Raw genomic sequence first — 16,753 nt, forward strand, 5'->3', positions numbered from 1 at the left:
CTCAGTCCTCGGCCAATCACGGTGAGGCAGGATGACCTCCCCGTGCGGGACGAAAGGAGGCCGCATGAGCGACTTGCGCGATCCGGCGGAGCTGCTCCGCGACGCGGCCGACGGCGACCGATCCGCCTGGGACGAGATGGAGTCCCGGTTCGGCCCGCGCATGTGGGCGCTGGCCCGCTCGTGCGGGCTGGGCGAGGCCGACGCCGCCGACGCGGTCCAGGGCGCCTGGCTGCGGCTGCTCCAGCACATGCACGACATCCGCGACCCCTCGCGGGTGGGCGGCTGGCTGATGACCACCACCCGCCGCGAGGCGCTCCTCCTGCTCCGGAAGGAGCCGTCGGGCCTGCTGGTCGCCGATCTGGAGGGCAGGCCCACGTTCGGGGCCGTCGAGGAGCCCGATCCGGCGTCCGCCGTGCTGGAGGCCGACGGCAGGCGGCTGCTGTGGAAGTCGGTCTCCGCCCTGCAGGAACCCTGCCGCACTCTGTTGCAGCTGGTCGCGACCGATCTGGGAAACCAGCAGATGGCGATGCGGCTCGGGTTGCCCGTGGGCAGCGTGGGGCCGACCAGGGCCCGCTGCCTGGAGAAACTGCGCACTCTGCTCTCACTACAGGAGACAGCGCAATGATCAACGACGAGTACTTCCTGGCAGCGCTCCGGCTGGCCGCCGGCATGGATCCGATGCCCGGGCACGTGTCGGCCGCCGCGCGTGACATCTACGGGCTGCGCGTCCCCCAGGCGGTGACCGCCAACCCCGCCGACCACGGCGGTGGCCGGGCGGCGCGGTCCGGTGCGCCCGACCGCGACGACGGCTCGCATCTGGTGCGGTTCGTCACCGACGGTCTCACCTTCGACCTGGAGGTGACCGTGGGCGACGGGCTGATCGACGTCGCCGGGCAGATCTTTCCCGATCCCGGGGAGGGCGCCGCCATCGACGTGCGCACCCCCCACCTGACGCTCACCCGGCAGGTCGCCCAGGACGGCCGGTTCGCCGCCACCGGGCTGCCGCCCGGATGGCTGAGCATCGTGTGCCACCGTCCCGGTCATGCCCCCGTCCAGACCAGGTGGGTGCGCATCCGGCCGTGACGCCGCCGCCCACGCAGTACGCCCCCACCCCTCCTCCCCGCCGGTCAGCCCCCCATGAGCGTCACTTCTCCCCCACCAGGATCAGCACCCGACCACGGTCCGCTCGTCGAGGCGGCCGAGGCCGCCGTGCTGCGCGCACACGTCGATCCCGAGCAGGCCCTTTACGCCGGCCGCACCGTCCTGGCCGCCGCCCGCCGCGCCGAGGCGCCCGAAGCCGAGGCGATCGCGCTGCGCGCCATGGCTCTGGCCGCCCGCGAGCTGGGCGACCTCCTCAGCGCCGAACACTGCCTGCGGCAGGCCATCGCCACTCCGGGCGCCCCGGCCGAGCGCCAGGCCCAGGCGCGGCTGTCGCTGGTCACCGTGCGCACCGAGCGCGGGCACCCGCTCCAGGCCCTGCGCGTGGCCGCCCTGGCCTGGGCCTACCTGTCGCCCCTCGACCGCGCCAAGCTCGACACGCAGCGCGCGGTAGCCCTGGCCCACCTGGGCCGCCACCAGGAGGCCATCGCCGCCTGCGACCGGTCGCTGCGGGCCCTGGTGGCCGCGCCCGGCACGGTCGACGACCGGCGCTTCCTGGCCGGCGGCCTGCTCAACCGCGGCCTGATCCACGCCTACCGCGGCGACTGGGACGCCGCCATGCGCGACATCGCGGCCTGCCTGCAGATCGCCCAGTACGCCGGCCTGCGCCACCTGGCCCGGCTGTCGGCCGCCAACCTGCCGTTCCTGGCCGTGCGGCGGGGGGACATCGCGGGCGCGTTCGAGCACTACCGGGAGGCCGAGGACACCTTGTTCGGCTTCCCCGAGCGGCTGGCCACGATGCGGGCCGACTTCGCCGGCGCGCTGCTGGCGGCGCACCTGCCCGGCGAGGCCAGGGCGATGCTGAGCCTGGCCGTGCCCGATCTGGAGGCCTCCGGCGCGCAGGTGGCGCTGGCCGAGGCGCGGCTCAAGCTGGCCCAGGTCGAGCTGCTCACCGGCGACCCCCACCGGGCCCGGCAGGTGGCCGAGCAGGCGGCGCGCGAGTTGGCCGAGCAGGAGCGGCTGTCGTGGCTGCCGCTGGCCGGCGAGGTCGTCCTGCGCGCCAGGCTGGCGATGGGGCCGGTCACGTCCGAGCTGGTCACCGATCTGATCAAGTGCGCCGACGAGCTGGAGGACGTCTCCTCCCACGTGGCCGCCGCCGCGGCGCTGCGGCTGAGCGCGGCCGAGGCGGCGCTGGCCGTCGACGACCATCCGGTGGCCTCGGCACAGCTGCGCAGGCTCACCCGGCACGCCGAGCGCGCCGAACGCTGGATGCCGGCCGGCACCCGCCTGACCTCGCTGGCCCCCGAGCCGCAGACCACGCAGCTCGCGCAGATCCCGGCGACCGTCCGCCAGCACGCCCTGGCGCTGGAGGCGGCGCTGCGGGAGGACGTCACGGGCGCGCTGCGGGCGGTCCGCGACGGGCTGGCCGAGGTGAGCGGGCAGGTGGAGACGTTCGAGGATCCGGCGTTGCGGGCGCACGCGGCCCGGTCCGGTGAGCGGCTGGCCGCCTTCGGGCTGGGCCTGGCGGTGCGCGACGGGTGCGCGGGCGAGGTGTTCGAGTGGGCCGAGCGGTGGCGCGCGGTCGCGGCGCCGGAACACGCCTGCGGCCTGGTGGAGATCGACCGGGTCCGGGCGGCGCTCGACGGCGCGGCGCTGGTGGAGTTCGTGGCCGAGGAGGAGACGCTGCTGGTGGTGCTGATCACCGCCGACCGGCTGATCCTGCGGCGGCTGGGCGGCGTGCGGCAGGCGCGTGAGGCGATCATGCGGCTGCGCCACGCCCTGCGTCAGTGGGGTGCGGGGCTCGACGTGGCCGGTCCCGCGCAGGCGCTCACCGAGCTGACCGGCGCCGGCGCGGAGCTGGAGCGGCTGCTGCTGGGGCCGCTCGCGGCCGAGCTCGGTGACCGGCCGCTGGTGGTGGTGCCGGTGGGGCCGTTGCACACCCTGCCCTGGGGCGCGCTGCCGGGGCTGCGCGAGCGTCCTGTGAGCGTGGCGGCGAGCGCGGCGGCGTGGGTGGGCGCGCGGCGGCGGGCCCGCGTGCGGGCGGGAGCGCCGGTGGTGCTGGCGGCGGCCGGCCCCGAGCTGGCCCACGCGGAGGAGGAGGTGGCCCGCGTGCTGGCCTGCCATCCGGGCGCGCGGGCGGTGCCCGGCCGCCGGGACGCCGTGCTGGCGGCGCTCGGCGAGGCCGACGTCCTCCATCTGGCCGCGCACGGCGCCTTCCACGCCCGCAGCCCGCTGCTGTCCGGCATCACCCTCGGCGACGGGCAGCTCATGGCCTACGATCTGCTGGGCCTGCACCGCGCGCCGGAGCTGGTCGTGTTGTCGGCGTGCAACTCGGGCATGGCCCGCACCCCGGCGGAGGGGGCGCCGCTGGGGCTGCCGGGCACGTTCCTGGCGCGCGGGAGCTCGTGCGTGGTGGCGGGGATGGTGCCCATCGGGGACGAGGCCGCGATGGCCATGATGGGCGCCTTCCACGAGCTGCTGGCCGATGGGCAGGCGCCGGACGCGGCTCTGGCCTGCGCGTCGGCCAAGACCGGCCTGCTGGGGTTCGTCTGTTTCGGGGCGGGCGACCGGCCCGTCCGTCCGGCCGGCTGACCGCGTTCGGGCGTCAGCCGGTGGCCACCGGGCGGGCGGGGTCGGCGACCCAGTTCGACCAGGAGCCGACGTAGAGGGCCGCGGGCACGCCGGCCAGTTCCAGGGCCAGCACCTCGTGGGCGGCGGTGACCCCCGACCCGCAGTAGGCGCCCACCGGGACGCCCTCGCGCACGCCCAGCCCGGCGAAGCGGTCGCGCAGGACGGCGGGGGCGAGGAACCTGCCGCCCTGGTCGACGTTGCCGGTCGTGGGCGCGCTCACCGCGCCGGGCACGTGCCCGGCCACCGGATCGACGGGCTCGACCTCGCCCCGGTACCGCTCGGCGGCGCGGGCGTCGAGCAGCACGCCCTCGGCGGCCACCGCGGCGGCCTCGTCGGCGGTCAGCGTCGGCATGCCGCCGGGCCTGGCGGTGAAGTCGCCCGGCGCGACCTCGGGCTCGTCCTTCGTGATCGGCAGGCCGGTCTCGGCCCAGGCCGCCAGGCCGCCGTCGAGCACGCGTACGGACCGGTGGCCGAAGTAGCGCAGGGCCCACCAGGCGCGGGCGGCGGTCGTGGAGCTGGCGTCGTCGTAGACCACGACCGGGCGCGCGTCGGACACGCCCAGCGCGCGCATGGCCCGCTGGAACTCGTCGGCGCCGGGCAGCGGGTGGCGGCCGGCGGGACCGGGCGGCGCGGCGAGGTCGGCGTCGACGTCGCAGAAGACGGCGCCCGCGAGGTGCCCCTCGCGGTAGAGCTGCACGCCGGGCGGGCCGCCGAGCCGCCAGCGCACGTCGAGCACGGACACGTCGGGCAGCGCGGCGAGCTCGGCGGGCGTGATCAGCGCACTCATCGGGTGGATACCTCCAGCAGCGGGACGTTGAGCTCGGCGGCGGTCAGCGAGCCGTGGTAGCCGGTGAACAGCGCCTCGATCGGATGACGGGTGGGGGCGGTGAGGGCCAGACCGGCGCGGGGCACGGCCACGACGTCGCCGATGCGGCCCAGCCACGCCTCGCGCACCCGGGGCCCGAACCAGCCGGACTCGACCGCCTCCTGCCTGGACACTACCCAGGCGCGGTCGCCGAGCGTCGCGCGCCACGCCTCCAGGACGTGCCCTGCGGCTCCGGGCTCGGCGTAGACGTGCCTGGCCCGGGCCTCGCCGCCGAGCAGCGCCACGCCCTCGGTCAGCGCGGGCACCCGCTCGGCGTCGAGCTTCTCGGTGGCGTTGACCATGCCGTGGTCGGCGGTGACGTAGAGGGCCGAACCGGGCGGCAGCGACTCGGCCAGCCGCCGGGCCAGGCGGTCGACGACGGCCAGCTCGCCCAGCCACTCCGCGCCACCCCATCCGGACATGTGGCCGACGGCGTCGAGCTTGCCGTAGTAGGCGGTGACGTGGGCGCGGGGCGCGGCGCGCAGCACCTCGCCGACGCGGGCGACGATGTCGTCGACGCCGTCGGCGGGCACATAGCGAACGCCTCGGTAGACGGCCCTGGTCAGGCCGGAGCCCTCGAACTCGGCGGGGGCGACGTAGACGGCGTCGACGCCCTGGGCCGCGGCTCGCTGGTAGACGGTGGGGGCGGGCTGCCACTCTTCGGGGTCCATCGTCCGGCCGCCGGGGAGGGTCCAGCGCAGGCAGTTGAACAGGTGGCCGGTGCCGGGGACGGCCAGCGTCAGGCCGACCATGCCGTGCTCGCCCGGGGTCAGGCCGGTGCCGAGCGAGCACAGGCTGGTGACGGTGGTGGCGGGGAAACCGGCGGTGAGGGTGCGGGCGGGCAGGGCGGACAGGAAGGGGGCGGTCTCGGGGTGGGCGCGGAGCAGCTCGGCCCCCAGTCCGTCGACCAGGAGCAGGCAGACGCGCGCCGCGGGGTCGAGGGCCAGCGGGTTGGGCTCGGTCAGGCCGAGGGCGGCCAGCAGCGAACCGGGGAGGTCCGCCAGCGACCCGGCGCCGTAGTCCGGCAGCATCCCCACATCCTAGTGGCCGGGGGTGGTCAGGCGGCGGCCCTGACGGCGGCCCTGACGGCGGCCCTGACGGTCACCTGGGGCGGCCGGGCGATGTGCCGAACGGCGGGCCGTCGTGGTCAGGCGGCGGCTCGGGCGGTGGCCTCGGACAGGGCCTTGGCGAAGGCCAGCACGTGGGTGACCGCCTCGGGGCCGTCGGCCGCCTCGCTGACCCGCAGCGACAGGTCGTCGGCGGTGATCGCGCCCGTGTAGCCGTGGTCGGCGTCGCAGTTCTCGTCGCCGCAGGTGGCCGGCTCCAGGTCGACGTGGGAGATCGCGCCCCAGCCGATGGTGAGGGTGACCTCCGTGGGCGGGACGCCCGGCACGTAGGAGGCCGGGTCGGGCACCACGCGGGTGACGGCCACCGACTGCACGCGGCTCAGCCGGACCGCCTCGGTGGTCGTGGACGCGTGGGAGGCCGAGACGCCCTCGACCGCCGGGTGCTCGTCGGTGTGGCAGACCAGCAGCCTCGACGTCGACAGCACCAGGACGGTGACGTGCCTGCGGACCTCCATCGCGGGATCGAAGGTGGCCTCGTGGTGGACCACGAACGCGGTCACGGCCTCCTTGCCCAGCGCGGATTCGACCGCATCGGTGACGAGGTCGGGGTAGTAGCCGCTGCGCTCGATCGCTTCACGCAGGCCCGCGGCTGAGACTCGGGTTTCCCTCATGCCTCCATCCTGCCAGGGCCGCGCAGTGCACTCACCCGCCAGACATAACGCTCTATGAACGTCTTTGTCCAGACATGAACGACATTGTGCGCGCAGTCAGGAGAGCCTTCTCGGGCCGCCGTCCAGGCGTGGTCCGGCCGGGGTGCGCAGGGTGGCGCGGGCGCCCAGGATCAGCACCTCCGACTCGCCCACCAGCACCTGGTCGAGGTCGAGCCGGGCCACCTGCGGCAGGTCGTTGGCCAGGCGGCCCACGCGGACGAGCAGCTCCTCCAGGGCGGGGACGGCGACGGGCGGGTAGCCGTACTCGCCGAACAGCAGCGGGGCGGCGCGTACGGAACGCACCAGGGCGGCGGCGTCCTCGCCGGTCAGCGGCGCCAGCCGGAAGCCCTGGTCGAGCAGCAGCCGGGCGGTCACCTCACCGAGCCCGAACGAGACCACCGGCCCGAACGCGCGGTCCTCGACGACCCCCACGACGGTGGGCACGGCCGGCTGCGGCGCCATGCGCTGCACGGCCAGCTCGACCCGCTCGCCGAGCTGGTCGGCGAACTCGGCGTAGGCGTGACGCACCATCTCGGGGCCGGTGAGCCCCAGGCGTACGGTGCCCGCGCGCCGCGAGGCCCCCGGGTCGGCCACCTTGAGCACCACGGGCCAGCCGAGCCGTTCGGCGGCGGCCACGGCCTCCTCCGGCGAGCGGACGACCTCGGCGGGCCAGACGGTCAGCCCGTAGGACGACAGCAGCTCGGTGGCGTCGATCTCGACCGGCGGGCCTGGCTCGGCGAACCCGCCCGGCTCCTCACCCGCCGGGGCCGGGGCACCGGACAGCGCGGCCAGCACCAGCTCGCGGGCGCGGGCGGTGTCGAGGCCGTCGAGCTCGGGCGGCGGCACGGCCGGATGCGCCCGCCAGGTGGCGTACCGCACCACGTGGGCCAGGGCCCTGACCGCCTCCTCCGGAGCCGCGTACGACGGGATGGAGCCCCGCGCGGGCGTGCCGCCGGAACCGCTGGGCACGCGCAGCGACGGATGCATGCCGAGATGCCCGCGGAACGTGGCCAGCACCGGCTTGGCGGACCCCTGCGAGACGCGCAGCAGCTCGGCCGCCACCTCGTCCGACTCGCCGGGGATCGGCGGCATGTAGATGACGACGGCCGCGTCGACCTCGTCGGCGGCCAGCTCGCCGGCGAGCGCCGCGCCGAACTCGGCCGGCCCGGCCGCGGCGCCCAGGTTGACCGGCGGGCGCGGTTCGAGGCCGGCCGCCAGGCAGGAGTCGGCGGCCAGCAGGCCGAGGGCGTCGGAGTTGGTCACGAGCGCGACCCTGGGCCCGGCGGGCAGCGGCTGGTAGGCCAGGAGCTGGCCCACGTCGAAGAGCTGGATGAGGTCGTCGACCCTGATCAGGCCGGCCTGGGCGAACAGGGAGCTGATCGCGGAGTCGGGCAGCCCGAGCTCCTCGGCCGAGTGGCCGGCCGGGGTGCCGCCGCTCTTGACCACCACGATCGGCTTGTTGCGCGCGATGCGCCTGGCCAGCCGGGTGAACTTGCGCGGGTTTCCCAGCGACTCCAGGTAGAGCAGGATGACCTCGGTCGCGGCGTCCTCCTCCCAGTACTGCAGGAGGTCGTTGCCCGAGACGTCGGCGCGGTTGCCGGCCGAGACGAACGACGAGATGCCCATGCCGCGCTGGGCCACGCGCTGGAGCAGCGCGGTGCCGAGCGCGCCCGACTGGCTGAAGAAGCCCACCCTGCCGCGGCCGGGCACGGTGGCGGCCAGCGTGGCGTTGAGCTTGACGGCCGGGTCGGTGTTGGCGATGCCCAGGCAGTTGGGGCCGACCACGCGCAGGCCGTAGGAGCGGGCGATGCGGGCCAGCTCGTCCTGCCGGGCGCGGCCGGACGCGCCGGTCTCGCCGAACCCGGAGGAGACCACGACCAGCCCGTGCACGCCCTTCTCGGCGCACTCCTTGACCACGTCGAGGACGCCCTCGGCGGGCACGGCCACGACCGCCAGGTCGACCTCGCCGTCGATCTCGGTCACGCTGGGGTAGGCCCGCACGCCCGCGACGGCCCGCACCTGCCGGTGCACGGGGTAGACCGGGCCGGTGAAGTCGGCCGCCAGCAGGTTGCGCAGGACGGTCTGGCCGACGCCGCCGGGCTCGCGCGAGGCGCCGATGACCGCGACCGAGCCGGGAGCCAGCAGGCGCGCGATCGACCGCGACTCGGCCCGGTGCTCGCGCGAGGTCGTCACCTCCGCCGAGGTCTCGGTCGGGGTCAGGTCGAGGGTCATGCGGACGACGCCGTCGGCGAACTGGCTCTGCGCGGTGTAGCCGGCCTGCCGCAGGACGCCCATCATCTTCATGTTGGCGGGCAGCACGTCGGCGACGAACCGCTCGATGCCGCGCTCGCGGGCCGTGGCCGCCAGGTGCTCCAGCAGGACGGAGGCCACGCCTCTGCCCTGGTGGGCGTCCTCGACCAGGAAGGCGACCTCGGCCTCGCCCGGCTCGGTGCGGTCGTAGCGGATGACCGCGACCATCTCGGCGCCGATGGTGGCGATGAGGGCCACGCGGTTGACGTAGTCGACGTTGGTGAAGCGCTCGACGTCGCGGTCGGACAGCCGGGGCCGGGGGCCGAAGAACCGGAAATAGATCGACTCGGCCGACAGACGGGAGTAGAAAGCACGGAGACGGTCGGCGTCGGCGGGCCTGATGGGGCGCACGTGCGCGGTGCCCCCGTCGGCCAGGACGACGTCGGCCTCCCAGTGAGCCGGATACTGTGCCTCCACGCCACGAGCGTAAACCCGCATCCCACATGCCAAGACCGGTGGGCCTCTTGGGCAACGCTTGTGCATCGACTGCTGCCCGGTGTCCGGGGTCAGCCCCACGAACAGCCCGGAAGCTGTTAGTTTTGCCGTGGCCAGGGTCGTTCTGAAGGCAGCAAGGTGGTGGCATCATGACGCGGGTCGTCGTGGTGGGCGATCTCATGACCGACGCGGTCGCGCGCGCCCGTTACGCGCTCGCCAGGGCGAGTGACACGCCCGCGATCGTGACGATGCACGGCGGCGGCTCCGGCGCCAACATCGCCTCGTGGCTCGCCGTCGAGGGCGCGGAGGTGGCCTTCATCGGCCGCCGGGGCGCCGACATCACCGGCCGCAACCGCGACATGGAGCTGATGGGCTACGGCGTCGACGCCCGGCTCGTCATGGATCCCGAGCGGCCCACCGGCACCTGCGTGGTGCTCGTCACGCACAAGGGCGAGCGCACGATGCTCTCCGACCCGGGCGCCAACGCCGCCCTGTCCCCCGAAGACCTGCCGCGCGACCTGTTCGCCTCGGGCGCCCATCTGCACCTGTCGGGCTACACGCTGGTCAACGAGGGCTCGCGCGACGCCGGTCTGGCGGCGCTGGACATGGCGCGCCGCACGGGCATGTCGATCTCGGTCGACTGCGCCTCCTCGGCGCCGCTGGAGCGCACGGGCGCCGAGCCGTTCCTCGAATGGACCAACGGCGCGAAGCTGCTGTTCGCCAACATCGACCAGGCCAAGGTGCTGACCGGCCGCGACGACGCCGAGGCCGCCGCCAAGGTGCTCACCGCGTGGTTCCCGCAGGTCGTCATCAAGATGAACGCCGAGGGCGCGCTGTGGTTCAGCAACGGCCGCCCCGACCCGGTCCGGGTGGCCGCCGAGCCGGTCGACAAGATCGTCGACGGCACGGGCGCGGGTGACGCGTTCTCGGCCGGGTTCCTGCCGCCGTGGCTGGCCGGCAAGCCGCCGGCCGAGTCGCTGGCCGCCGGGTGCCGGCTCGCCGCCAAGGCCATCATGCACCTGGGCGCGCGCCCGCCGTTCTGACCCGTTCCCCGGCCGGGCTTCTCCTGCCCCGGCCGGGCTTCCTTCCGCCGGTCAGGACGTGGTGGCCAGCGCGAGCGGCAGCACCGCCGGCGCGCCCGCGTGCCGGATCAGGGCCGCCGCCAGGGTCATCGTCCAGCCCGTGTCCACGCGGTCGTCGATCAGCAGCACCGGGCCGCCGCACTGCGCGATCGCGGCGCCGAGGTCCTTCGGCATCGCCAGCGTGCCCCTGATCGCCTGGACGCGCTTGGCGCTGTTGAACTGCCGGCCGGGCGACCCCGCCCGGTAGCCCAGCTCGCCCAGGTAGGTCAGCCGGCCCACCTGCGCCAGCCGTTCGGCGAAGCCGCGCACGAGCTGCGGGCGCGTCGCCGACGGCACGTTGACCACGGCCACCGGCCGCTCCTTCCAGTCCCACGCCGACAACACCTGGACGACGGCCTTGAACATGTCGTCGGCCATCGGCCCGTCGGCTCCGGCGAGCAGCTCGCGCAGCCGGTTGCCCCAGCCGATGTCGGTCAGCCGGCCGAGCGCGCGGCCCGGCTCGGCGCCGAGCTCGGGCTTGATCCTGCCGGACAGGTCGGCCAGGCCGGTGGGCCACTGCCGGCGCGCCTCGATCTCGACGCCGGGCCTGCTCAGACGCTCGCGGGCGGTCTCGACGGCCTGGGCGGCGATCTCCGGCGAGCGGTGGCGGCCGGTGCAGTTGTCGCAGCGGCCGCAGGGCGTGGCGGTGTCGTCGTCGAGGTGCCTGCGCAGGTACTGCTCGCGGCACTCCTCGGTGGTCAGGTAGCGCAGCATGGCGTCCTGCTCGGCCTTGCGCTCGGCGGCGATGCGGGCGTAGCGCTCGGTGTCGTAGGCCCAGGGCTCGCCGGTGGACTCCCAGCCGCCCTTGACCCGGCGCACGGCTCCGTCGACGTCGAGGACCTTGAGCATCATCTCCAGGCGGCTGCGGCTCAGGTCGACCGCGGTCTCCAGGGCCTGGGTGGACATCACGCCGCCCTGTTCGAGCGCCTGGAGCGTGGCGCGCACGACGGGCTCGGGCGGGAAGGCCAGGGAGGTGAAGTAGGCCCAGATCTCGCGGTCTTCCGTGCCGGGCAGCAGGATGACCTCGGCCCGCTCGACGCCGCGCCCGGCCCGGCCGACCTGCTGGTAGTAGGCGACGGGCGACTGCGGCGCGCCGACGTGCACGACGAAGCCCAGGTCGGGCTTGTCGAACCCCATGCCGAGCGCGCTCGTGGCGACCAGCGCCTTGATCTTGTTGTTGAGCAGCGCCTCCTCCGCGGCCAGCCGCTCGGCCGGGTCGGTCTGGCCGGAGTAGGCGGCCACCTCGTGGCCCTGCTCGCGCAGGTAGCCGGCGATCTCGTGGGCGGCGGCGACGGTGAGCGTGTAGACGATGCCGGAGCCCGGCAGCTCGCGCAGGGTCTGGGCCAGCCAGGCCAGGCGCTGCTCGGCCGAGGGCAGCTTGACGACGCTCAGGTGCAGGCTCTCGCGCTCCAGCGGGCCGCGCAGCACGAACGTGCCCTCGCCCATCTGCTCGGCGACGTCGCGGGTGACGCGGGCGTTGGCCGTGGCGGTGGTGGCCAGCACCGGGATGCCGGGCGGCAGCTCGTCGAACAGCGTGGCGAGCCGGCGGTAGTCGGGCCGGAAGTCGTGGCCCCAGTCGGAGATGCAGTGGGCCTCGTCGACGACCACGAGCCCGGCGCTCTCGGCCAGCTCGGGCAGCACGTTGTCGCGGAAGTCGGGGTTGTTGAGCCGCTCGGGGCTGACCAGCAGCACGTCGACCATGCCCTCGGCGACCTGGCCGTAGATCTCCTCCCACGCCTCGGGGTTGGCGGAGTTGATGGTGACGGCCCTGATGCCGGCGCGCTCGGCGGCGGCGATCTGGTTGCGCATGAGGGCGAGCAGCGGCGAGACGATGACCGTGGGGCCCTCGCCGAGCTCGCGCAGCAGGGCGGTGGCCACGAAGTAGACGGCGGACTTGCCCCAGCCGGTGCGCTGCACGACGAGCACCCTGCGCCGGTCGAGCACGAGCGCCTCGATGGCGGACCACTGGTCGTCTCGCAGCCGGGCGTGGTCGCCGGCCAGGGCCCGCAGCCGCTCCTCGGCCTCTTCGCGCAGCATCGCCGCGTCGGGGGCTTCAATCATGCCCCCCTTATTACCAGCTTCCACCGACGGAACAGGCCCACCGCGCGTCCCCGCCCGGACGAAGGTGCGGGGTCCGCCGTGCGGAACCGGGGGGCGGGACGGAACGTTGAGCAGTCGTCAAGCGCTTTCGCCCCCCAGGAGGGCTGATGACGGGGCTTGTCCACACCCCGGTCGTACCGGCGGCGACGCGTCGCCGGAGGAACACGAAAGATCACTTCGAGATGATGGCCCGGGTGGTGCTGGCCGTCATGATCCTCACCACGGCGGGCTGCGCCGGGACCGACGTGAAGGCGTCCTACCACCCCGCCTTCCTGCCGGTGAAGCTGGAGTGGGGAAGCGACGGCAAGGTGCAGGTCTCGGGGGAGACCTCGCTGGTCACGCCGGTCGGCATCTTCTCGATCGGCGCCGAGTACAACCTGCCCGAGGCCGACGACGACGCCTTCTACGTGGTCGTCCGCGACGCCCGCAGAAGCCCGGACAAGCCGGACGTGGCGGGCTTCGATCACATCTACAAGGTCAACAGCGGTTCCGGCGAGTTCATGGCCGTGGTGAACGGCACGGCCGTGATCCAGGTCGTCCGCCGGCAGGTGCTCATCGACGTGACGAACGGCGCCGTGCAGACCATCGAGTTCAAGAACGCCCAGGCCACCGTCAAGGAGCGGTCGGCGGGCATCGGGGAGCGCTGGCAGGAGTACTGGGACACCTCCTTCTACTCCCCCATGGCGCTGTCCAGGTGGGCCTACGACGACTCCACGATGTCGAGCTGGTTCGGCCTGGGCTTCCTGTGGTTCCTGGTACGCCTCGCGCTGGCGATCGTGCTCGGGGTGGTGGACGTGCTCCTCGTGGTCGGGTGCACGCTCGCCGCCGTGGCGTACGTGCTGTTCGGCCCGACCGGACGCAACATCGTCTACGGCGTGGAGACGCTGCTGTTCCTGTTCCTCGCCCTGTCGGGCTGGGCCTCGCTCAAGCTGTGAGGCGCTCCTCGTCCGCGTGCTCGGGGAAGGCGTTGATCGTGACGCGGTGCATGCGGCGGCGTTCGGTGTAGTCGGCGACCGCGTAGTGCTGGGTGGGTCGGTTGTCCCAGAAGGCCAGCGTGCCGGGACGCCAGTTCAGCCTGCACTGGTACTCGGGCGAGCGGATGTGGTCGATGAGCAGCGGCAGCAGGGCCTCGTTCTCCCGGTCGCTCAGCCCCACCAGGCGGGTGGTGGAGGCCCGGTTGACGAACAGGGCCTTGCGCCCGGTCTCGGCGTGCACCCGGACCACCGGGCGCTCCACCGGCGGCCACTTGGCCTGGATCTCGGCCAGGTCGAACGGGTGCCCCTTGGAGATCGCCTTCTTCATCGACATCGTGATGTCGTGCACGGCGGTCAGCTCGTCGCACAGCCGCTGGATCGACGGCGACAGCGTCTCGTAGGCCAGGTAGGTGTTGGCCCAGCAGGTGTCGCCGCCCACGCTCGGCAGTTGCATGCAGCGCAGCAGCGAGCCCATCGGCGGCGTGGGCTCGAAGGTGTTGTCGCTGTGCCATTCGTCCCCGCCCTCGCCTTTCGGGGAGGTCTGGTCGAGGATGTGGATCGGGCTGCCGGAGTCCTTCTTGAACGCCGGGTGGTTGATCGTGCCGAAGTTGAGGGCGAACTGCAGGTGCTGCTCGTCGTCGATGTGCTGGTCGCGGAAGAACAGCACCAGGTGCCGCAGCCACCCCTCGCGCAGGGTCGCGACGTCTTCCGGGGAGAGGGGTTTGCGCAGATCGACCCCGGTGACCTCGGCGCCGATGTGCTTGGTCACGGGATGGAACTCGATCATGGCGAAGCCTCCGGAGGCGGGTGGACGGGGTCCTCGCCTCCGACGGTAAGACCCAAGCAATTGCTTGGTCAAGAGCAGGGCGGCGCGCCGACGAGTCGCGGGCACCCGAGTCTCTTCGGCACAATGTTCGACATGGCCCGACGTACGACTGCACCCCCGCCTGAGGACTTCGAGGAGCGGATCGTCGACATCGACGTCTCCTCCGAGATGCGCAAGAGCTATCTCGAGTACGCGTACTCGGTGATCTACCAGCGGGCTCTGCCCGACGCTCGCGACGGCCTCAAACCGGTGCAGCGGCGCATCCTCTACTCCATGAGCGAGATGGGCCTGCGTCCAGAGCGCGGCCACGTCAAGTCCTCGCGCGTCGTCGGCGACGTCATGGGCAAGCTCCACCCCCATGGCGACAGCGCCATCTACGACGCCCTCGTGCGCCTGGCGCAGCCGTTCTCGATGCGCCTGCCGCTGGTCGACGGCCACGGCAACTTCGGCTCCCCCGACGACCTGCCGGCCGCCATGCGGTACACCGAGGCCAGGCTGGCCCCGGCGGCGATGCTCATGGTGGAGTCGCTCGACGAGGACACCGTCAACTTCAAGCCCAACTACGACGGCCAGGAGACCGAGCCCACGGTCATGCCGTCGGCGTTCCCCAACCTGCTGGTCAACGGCACCACCGGCATCGCGGTCGGCATGGCGACCAACATGGCGCCGCACAACCTCGCCGAGGTCGTGGCCGCCGCCCGCCACCTGATCAAGAAGCCCGACGCCACGCTCGACGAGCTGATGAAGTTCGTGCCCGGCCCCGACCTGCCGACCGGCGGCTCGATCATCGGGCTCCAGGGCGTGCGCGACGCCTACGAGACCGGGCGCGGCACGTTCCGCATGCGGGCCAGGTGCGCGGTCGAGCAGATCACGCCGCGGCGCAAGGGCATCATCGTCACCGAGCTGCCCTACAACGTCGGCCCCGAGCGCGTGGTCACCAAGATCAAGGAGCTGGTGACCAGCAAGAAGCTCCAGGGCATCGCCGACCTGAAGGACCTCACCGACCGGCACAAGGGCCTGCGCCTGGTCATCGAGATCAAGAACGGCTTCATCCCCGAGGCCGTCCTGGAGGAGCTCTACCGGCTCACGCCGATGGAGGAGACCTTCGGCATCAACAACGTCGCCCTGGTCGACGGCGAGCCGCGCACGCTCGGCCTGCGCGAGCTGCTGCAGGTCTACGTCGACCACCGGCTGGAGGTCGTGCGGCGCAGGTCCGAGTACCGCCGGCGCAAGCGCGAGGAGCGCCTGCACCTGGTCGACGGCCTGATCATCGCGCTGCTCAACATCGACGAGGTCATCCAGGTCATCCGTTCCTCCGACGACTCGGCGCAGGCCCGCGCCCGGTTGATGGAGGTCTTCGACCTGACCGAGATCCAGGCCGCCTACATCCTCGACACGCCGCTGCGCCGGCTGACCCGGTTCGACAAGCTGGAGCTCGACCAGGAGAAGCAGACGCTGAGCGAGGAGATCGCGGCGCTCACCGAGATCCTGTCCTCGGAGGCGAAGCTGCGGCAGGTGGTCTCGGGCGAGCTGGCCGAGGTGGCCAAGAAGTACGCCACGCCGCGCCGTACCGTGCTGCTGGAGGCGCCGGGCGTGGCCCGCACGCCGGTGGCCTCGCTCCAGGTGGCCGACGACCCGTGCTGGGCGCTGCTGTCCTCCACGGGGCTGCTGGCCCGCACCTCCGACGCGGCTCCGCTGGCGGGTGAGGGCGACCGTTCGGCGCACGACGTGCTGGTGTCGGTGGCCCGCACGTCCGTACGCGGCGAGGTGGGCGTGGTGACGTCGTTGGGCCGGTTGATCCGGGTCCAGGTCGTCGACCTGCCGACGCTGCCGCCCTCGGCCAACCCGCCGACGTTGTCGGGCGGCCATCCGGTCTCCGAGTTCGTCTCGCTGCAGCCCGACGAGAAGGTCGTGGGCCTCGGCTCGCTCGACCCCGACAGCCCCGGGCTGGCGCTCGGCACGGCCCAGGGCGTGGTCAAGCGGGTGGTGCCCGACTACCCGGCCAACCGCGACGACTTCGAAGTGATCACCCTCAAGGACGGCGACACCGTGGTGGGCGCCGCCGAGCTCGACTCCGAGGACCACGACCTGGTCTTCATCTCCTCCGACGCCCAGCTCCTGCGTTACCCGGCCTCGCTGGTGCGTCCCCAGGGGCGTCCGGCCGGCGGCATGGCCGGCATCCGGCTCGACGGCGGCGCCCGGGTGATCTGGTTCGGCGTGGTCGACCCCTCGCGTCCGGCGCAGGTGGTCACCGTGGCCGGGTCCTCGACGGCGCTGCCGGGCACGCAGGTCGGGGGCGGCAAGGTCTCCGACTACGCCGAGTTCCCTGCCAAGGGCCGGGCCACCGGCGGCGTGCGGGCCCAGCGGTTCCTGAAGGGCGAGGACGAGCTGCTGCTCGCCTGGGCCGGCCCCGCGCCCGCCAAGGCCGTGTCGGCGGTGGGCAAGCCGGTGCCGCTGCCGGAGGAGATCGGCCGCCGCGACGGCTCCGGCGTGCGGCTGACCCACACCATCGGCGCCGTCGGCGGCGCCCTGGCCGCGGGGCCGCAGGCCGACGCGCCGGCGCCGCCGGCGTCCGACGAGGAGTGATCCCCGGCTGACCGGCGTCACGGAGGCCCG

The 16,753-nt window shown here is 73.7% G+C and carries 12 protein-coding genes; 6 read left to right on the forward strand and 6 right to left on the reverse strand.

Annotated elements, in window-relative coordinates; all coding sequences use genetic code 11:
* Nucleotides 1-64 precede the first annotated feature (64 nt).
* From ACWEJ6_RS09035 to ACWEJ6_RS09045, 3 genes are read left to right on the forward strand one after another with little or no spacing between them, the layout of a single operon-like run.
* Nucleotides 65-625, forward strand: a complete 561-nt coding sequence (locus ACWEJ6_RS09035; RefSeq protein WP_452422544.1) for an RNA polymerase sigma factor — start codon at nt 65-67, stop codon at nt 623-625.
* Complete coding sequence (locus ACWEJ6_RS09040; RefSeq protein ID WP_352323638.1) at nt 622-1,083, forward strand: hypothetical protein; 462 nt, start codon at nt 622-624, stop codon at nt 1,081-1,083. Before ACWEJ6_RS09035 ends, ACWEJ6_RS09040 begins: the two co-directional genes overlap by 4 nt.
* 54 nt (nt 1,084-1,137) lie before the next feature.
* Nucleotides 1,138-3,690 (forward strand): CHAT domain-containing protein, encoded by a 2,553-nt coding sequence (locus tag ACWEJ6_RS09045; protein WP_452422546.1) that lies wholly within the window; start codon nt 1,138-1,140, stop codon nt 3,688-3,690.
* A 13-nt stretch (nt 3,691-3,703) separates the two neighbouring features.
* On the opposite strand, the gene ACWEJ6_RS09050 is transcribed toward ACWEJ6_RS09045, so the two are convergent.
* From ACWEJ6_RS09050 to ACWEJ6_RS09065, 4 genes are all read right to left on the reverse strand, one after another.
* Entirely contained in the window at nt 3,704-4,516 is an 813-nt protein-coding gene (locus tag ACWEJ6_RS09050; RefSeq protein WP_452422548.1) for a sulfurtransferase, read from the reverse strand.
* On the reverse strand, nt 4,513-5,625 hold the full coding sequence (locus ACWEJ6_RS09055) for an alkaline phosphatase family protein (protein WP_452422550.1): 1,113 nt from the start codon (nt 5,623-5,625) through the stop codon (nt 4,513-4,515). Before ACWEJ6_RS09055 ends, ACWEJ6_RS09050 begins: the two co-directional genes overlap by 4 nt.
* 116 nt (nt 5,626-5,741) lie before the next feature.
* Nucleotides 5,742-6,332 carry a DUF5998 family protein gene (locus ACWEJ6_RS09060; protein WP_387663643.1) on the reverse strand — a complete coding sequence of 197 codons (591 nt, stop codon included), beginning with the start codon at nt 6,330-6,332 and terminating at the stop codon, nt 5,742-5,744.
* 96 nt (nt 6,333-6,428) lie between these two features.
* Complete coding sequence (locus ACWEJ6_RS09065; protein WP_358284279.1) at nt 6,429-9,098, reverse strand: bifunctional acetate--CoA ligase family protein/GNAT family N-acetyltransferase; 2,670 nt, start codon at nt 9,096-9,098, stop codon at nt 6,429-6,431.
* A gap of 167 nt (nt 9,099-9,265) precedes the next feature.
* Between ACWEJ6_RS09065 and ACWEJ6_RS09070 the strand changes: the two genes are divergently transcribed.
* Nucleotides 9,266-10,159: a carbohydrate kinase family protein gene (locus tag ACWEJ6_RS09070; RefSeq protein WP_352323632.1), complete on the forward strand. Its 894-nt coding sequence runs from the start codon at nt 9,266-9,268 to the stop codon at nt 10,157-10,159.
* A 51-nt stretch (nt 10,160-10,210) separates the two neighbouring features.
* Here the strand turns inward: ACWEJ6_RS09070 and ACWEJ6_RS09075 are convergent, their stop codons facing one another.
* Entirely contained in the window at nt 10,211-12,298 is a 2,088-nt protein-coding gene (locus tag ACWEJ6_RS09075) for a RecQ family ATP-dependent DNA helicase (RefSeq protein WP_452422553.1), read from the reverse strand.
* 146 nt (nt 12,299-12,444) lie between these two features.
* On the opposite strand from ACWEJ6_RS09075, the gene ACWEJ6_RS09080 reads away from it, so the two are divergent.
* Nucleotides 12,445-13,272, forward strand: a complete 828-nt coding sequence (locus tag ACWEJ6_RS09080; protein ID WP_452422555.1) for a hypothetical protein — start codon at nt 12,445-12,447, stop codon at nt 13,270-13,272.
* On the opposite strand, the gene ACWEJ6_RS09085 is transcribed toward ACWEJ6_RS09080, so the two are convergent.
* On the reverse strand, nt 13,262-14,098 hold the full coding sequence (locus ACWEJ6_RS09085) for a TauD/TfdA dioxygenase family protein (protein WP_358284271.1): 837 nt from the start codon (nt 14,096-14,098) through the stop codon (nt 13,262-13,264). The two genes, ACWEJ6_RS09080 and ACWEJ6_RS09085, sit on opposite strands and share 11 nt — an antisense overlap.
* A 123-nt stretch (nt 14,099-14,221) precedes the next feature.
* Here ACWEJ6_RS09085 and ACWEJ6_RS09090 point away from each other — a divergent pair, with 123 nt between their 5' ends.
* On the forward strand, nt 14,222-16,723 hold the full coding sequence (locus ACWEJ6_RS09090; protein WP_452422558.1) for a DNA gyrase/topoisomerase IV subunit A: 2,502 nt from the start codon (nt 14,222-14,224) through the stop codon (nt 16,721-16,723).
* Nucleotides 16,724-16,753: the final 30 nt, after the last annotated feature.

The organism is Nonomuraea sp. NPDC004702 (assembly GCF_053601695.1).

Coding starts and splice junctions, on each gene's coding strand:
- ACWEJ6_RS09035 (WP_452422544.1), top strand. CDS start 65: ATGAGCGACTTGCGCGATCCGGCGGAGCTGCTCCGCGACGCGGCCGAC.
- ACWEJ6_RS09040 (WP_352323638.1), top strand. CDS start 622: ATGATCAACGACGAGTACTTCCTGGCAGCGCTCCGGCTGGCCGCCGGC.
- ACWEJ6_RS09045 (WP_452422546.1), top strand. CDS start 1,138: ATGAGCGTCACTTCTCCCCCACCAGGATCAGCACCCGACCACGGTCCG.
- ACWEJ6_RS09050 (WP_452422548.1), bottom strand. CDS start 4,516: ATGAGTGCGCTGATCACGCCCGCCGAGCTCGCCGCGCTGCCCGACGTG.
- ACWEJ6_RS09055 (WP_452422550.1), bottom strand. CDS start 5,625: ATGCTGCCGGACTACGGCGCCGGGTCGCTGGCGGACCTCCCCGGTTCG.
- ACWEJ6_RS09060 (WP_387663643.1), bottom strand. CDS start 6,332: ATGAGGGAAACCCGAGTCTCAGCCGCGGGCCTGCGTGAAGCGATCGAG.
- ACWEJ6_RS09070 (WP_352323632.1), top strand. CDS start 9,266: ATGACGCGGGTCGTCGTGGTGGGCGATCTCATGACCGACGCGGTCGCG.
- ACWEJ6_RS09075 (WP_452422553.1), bottom strand. CDS start 12,298: ATGATTGAAGCCCCCGACGCGGCGATGCTGCGCGAAGAGGCCGAGGAG.
- ACWEJ6_RS09080 (WP_452422555.1), top strand. CDS start 12,445: ATGACGGGGCTTGTCCACACCCCGGTCGTACCGGCGGCGACGCGTCGC.
- ACWEJ6_RS09085 (WP_358284271.1), bottom strand. CDS start 14,098: ATGATCGAGTTCCATCCCGTGACCAAGCACATCGGCGCCGAGGTCACC.
- ACWEJ6_RS09090 (WP_452422558.1), top strand. CDS start 14,222: ATGTTCGACATGGCCCGACGTACGACTGCACCCCCGCCTGAGGACTTC.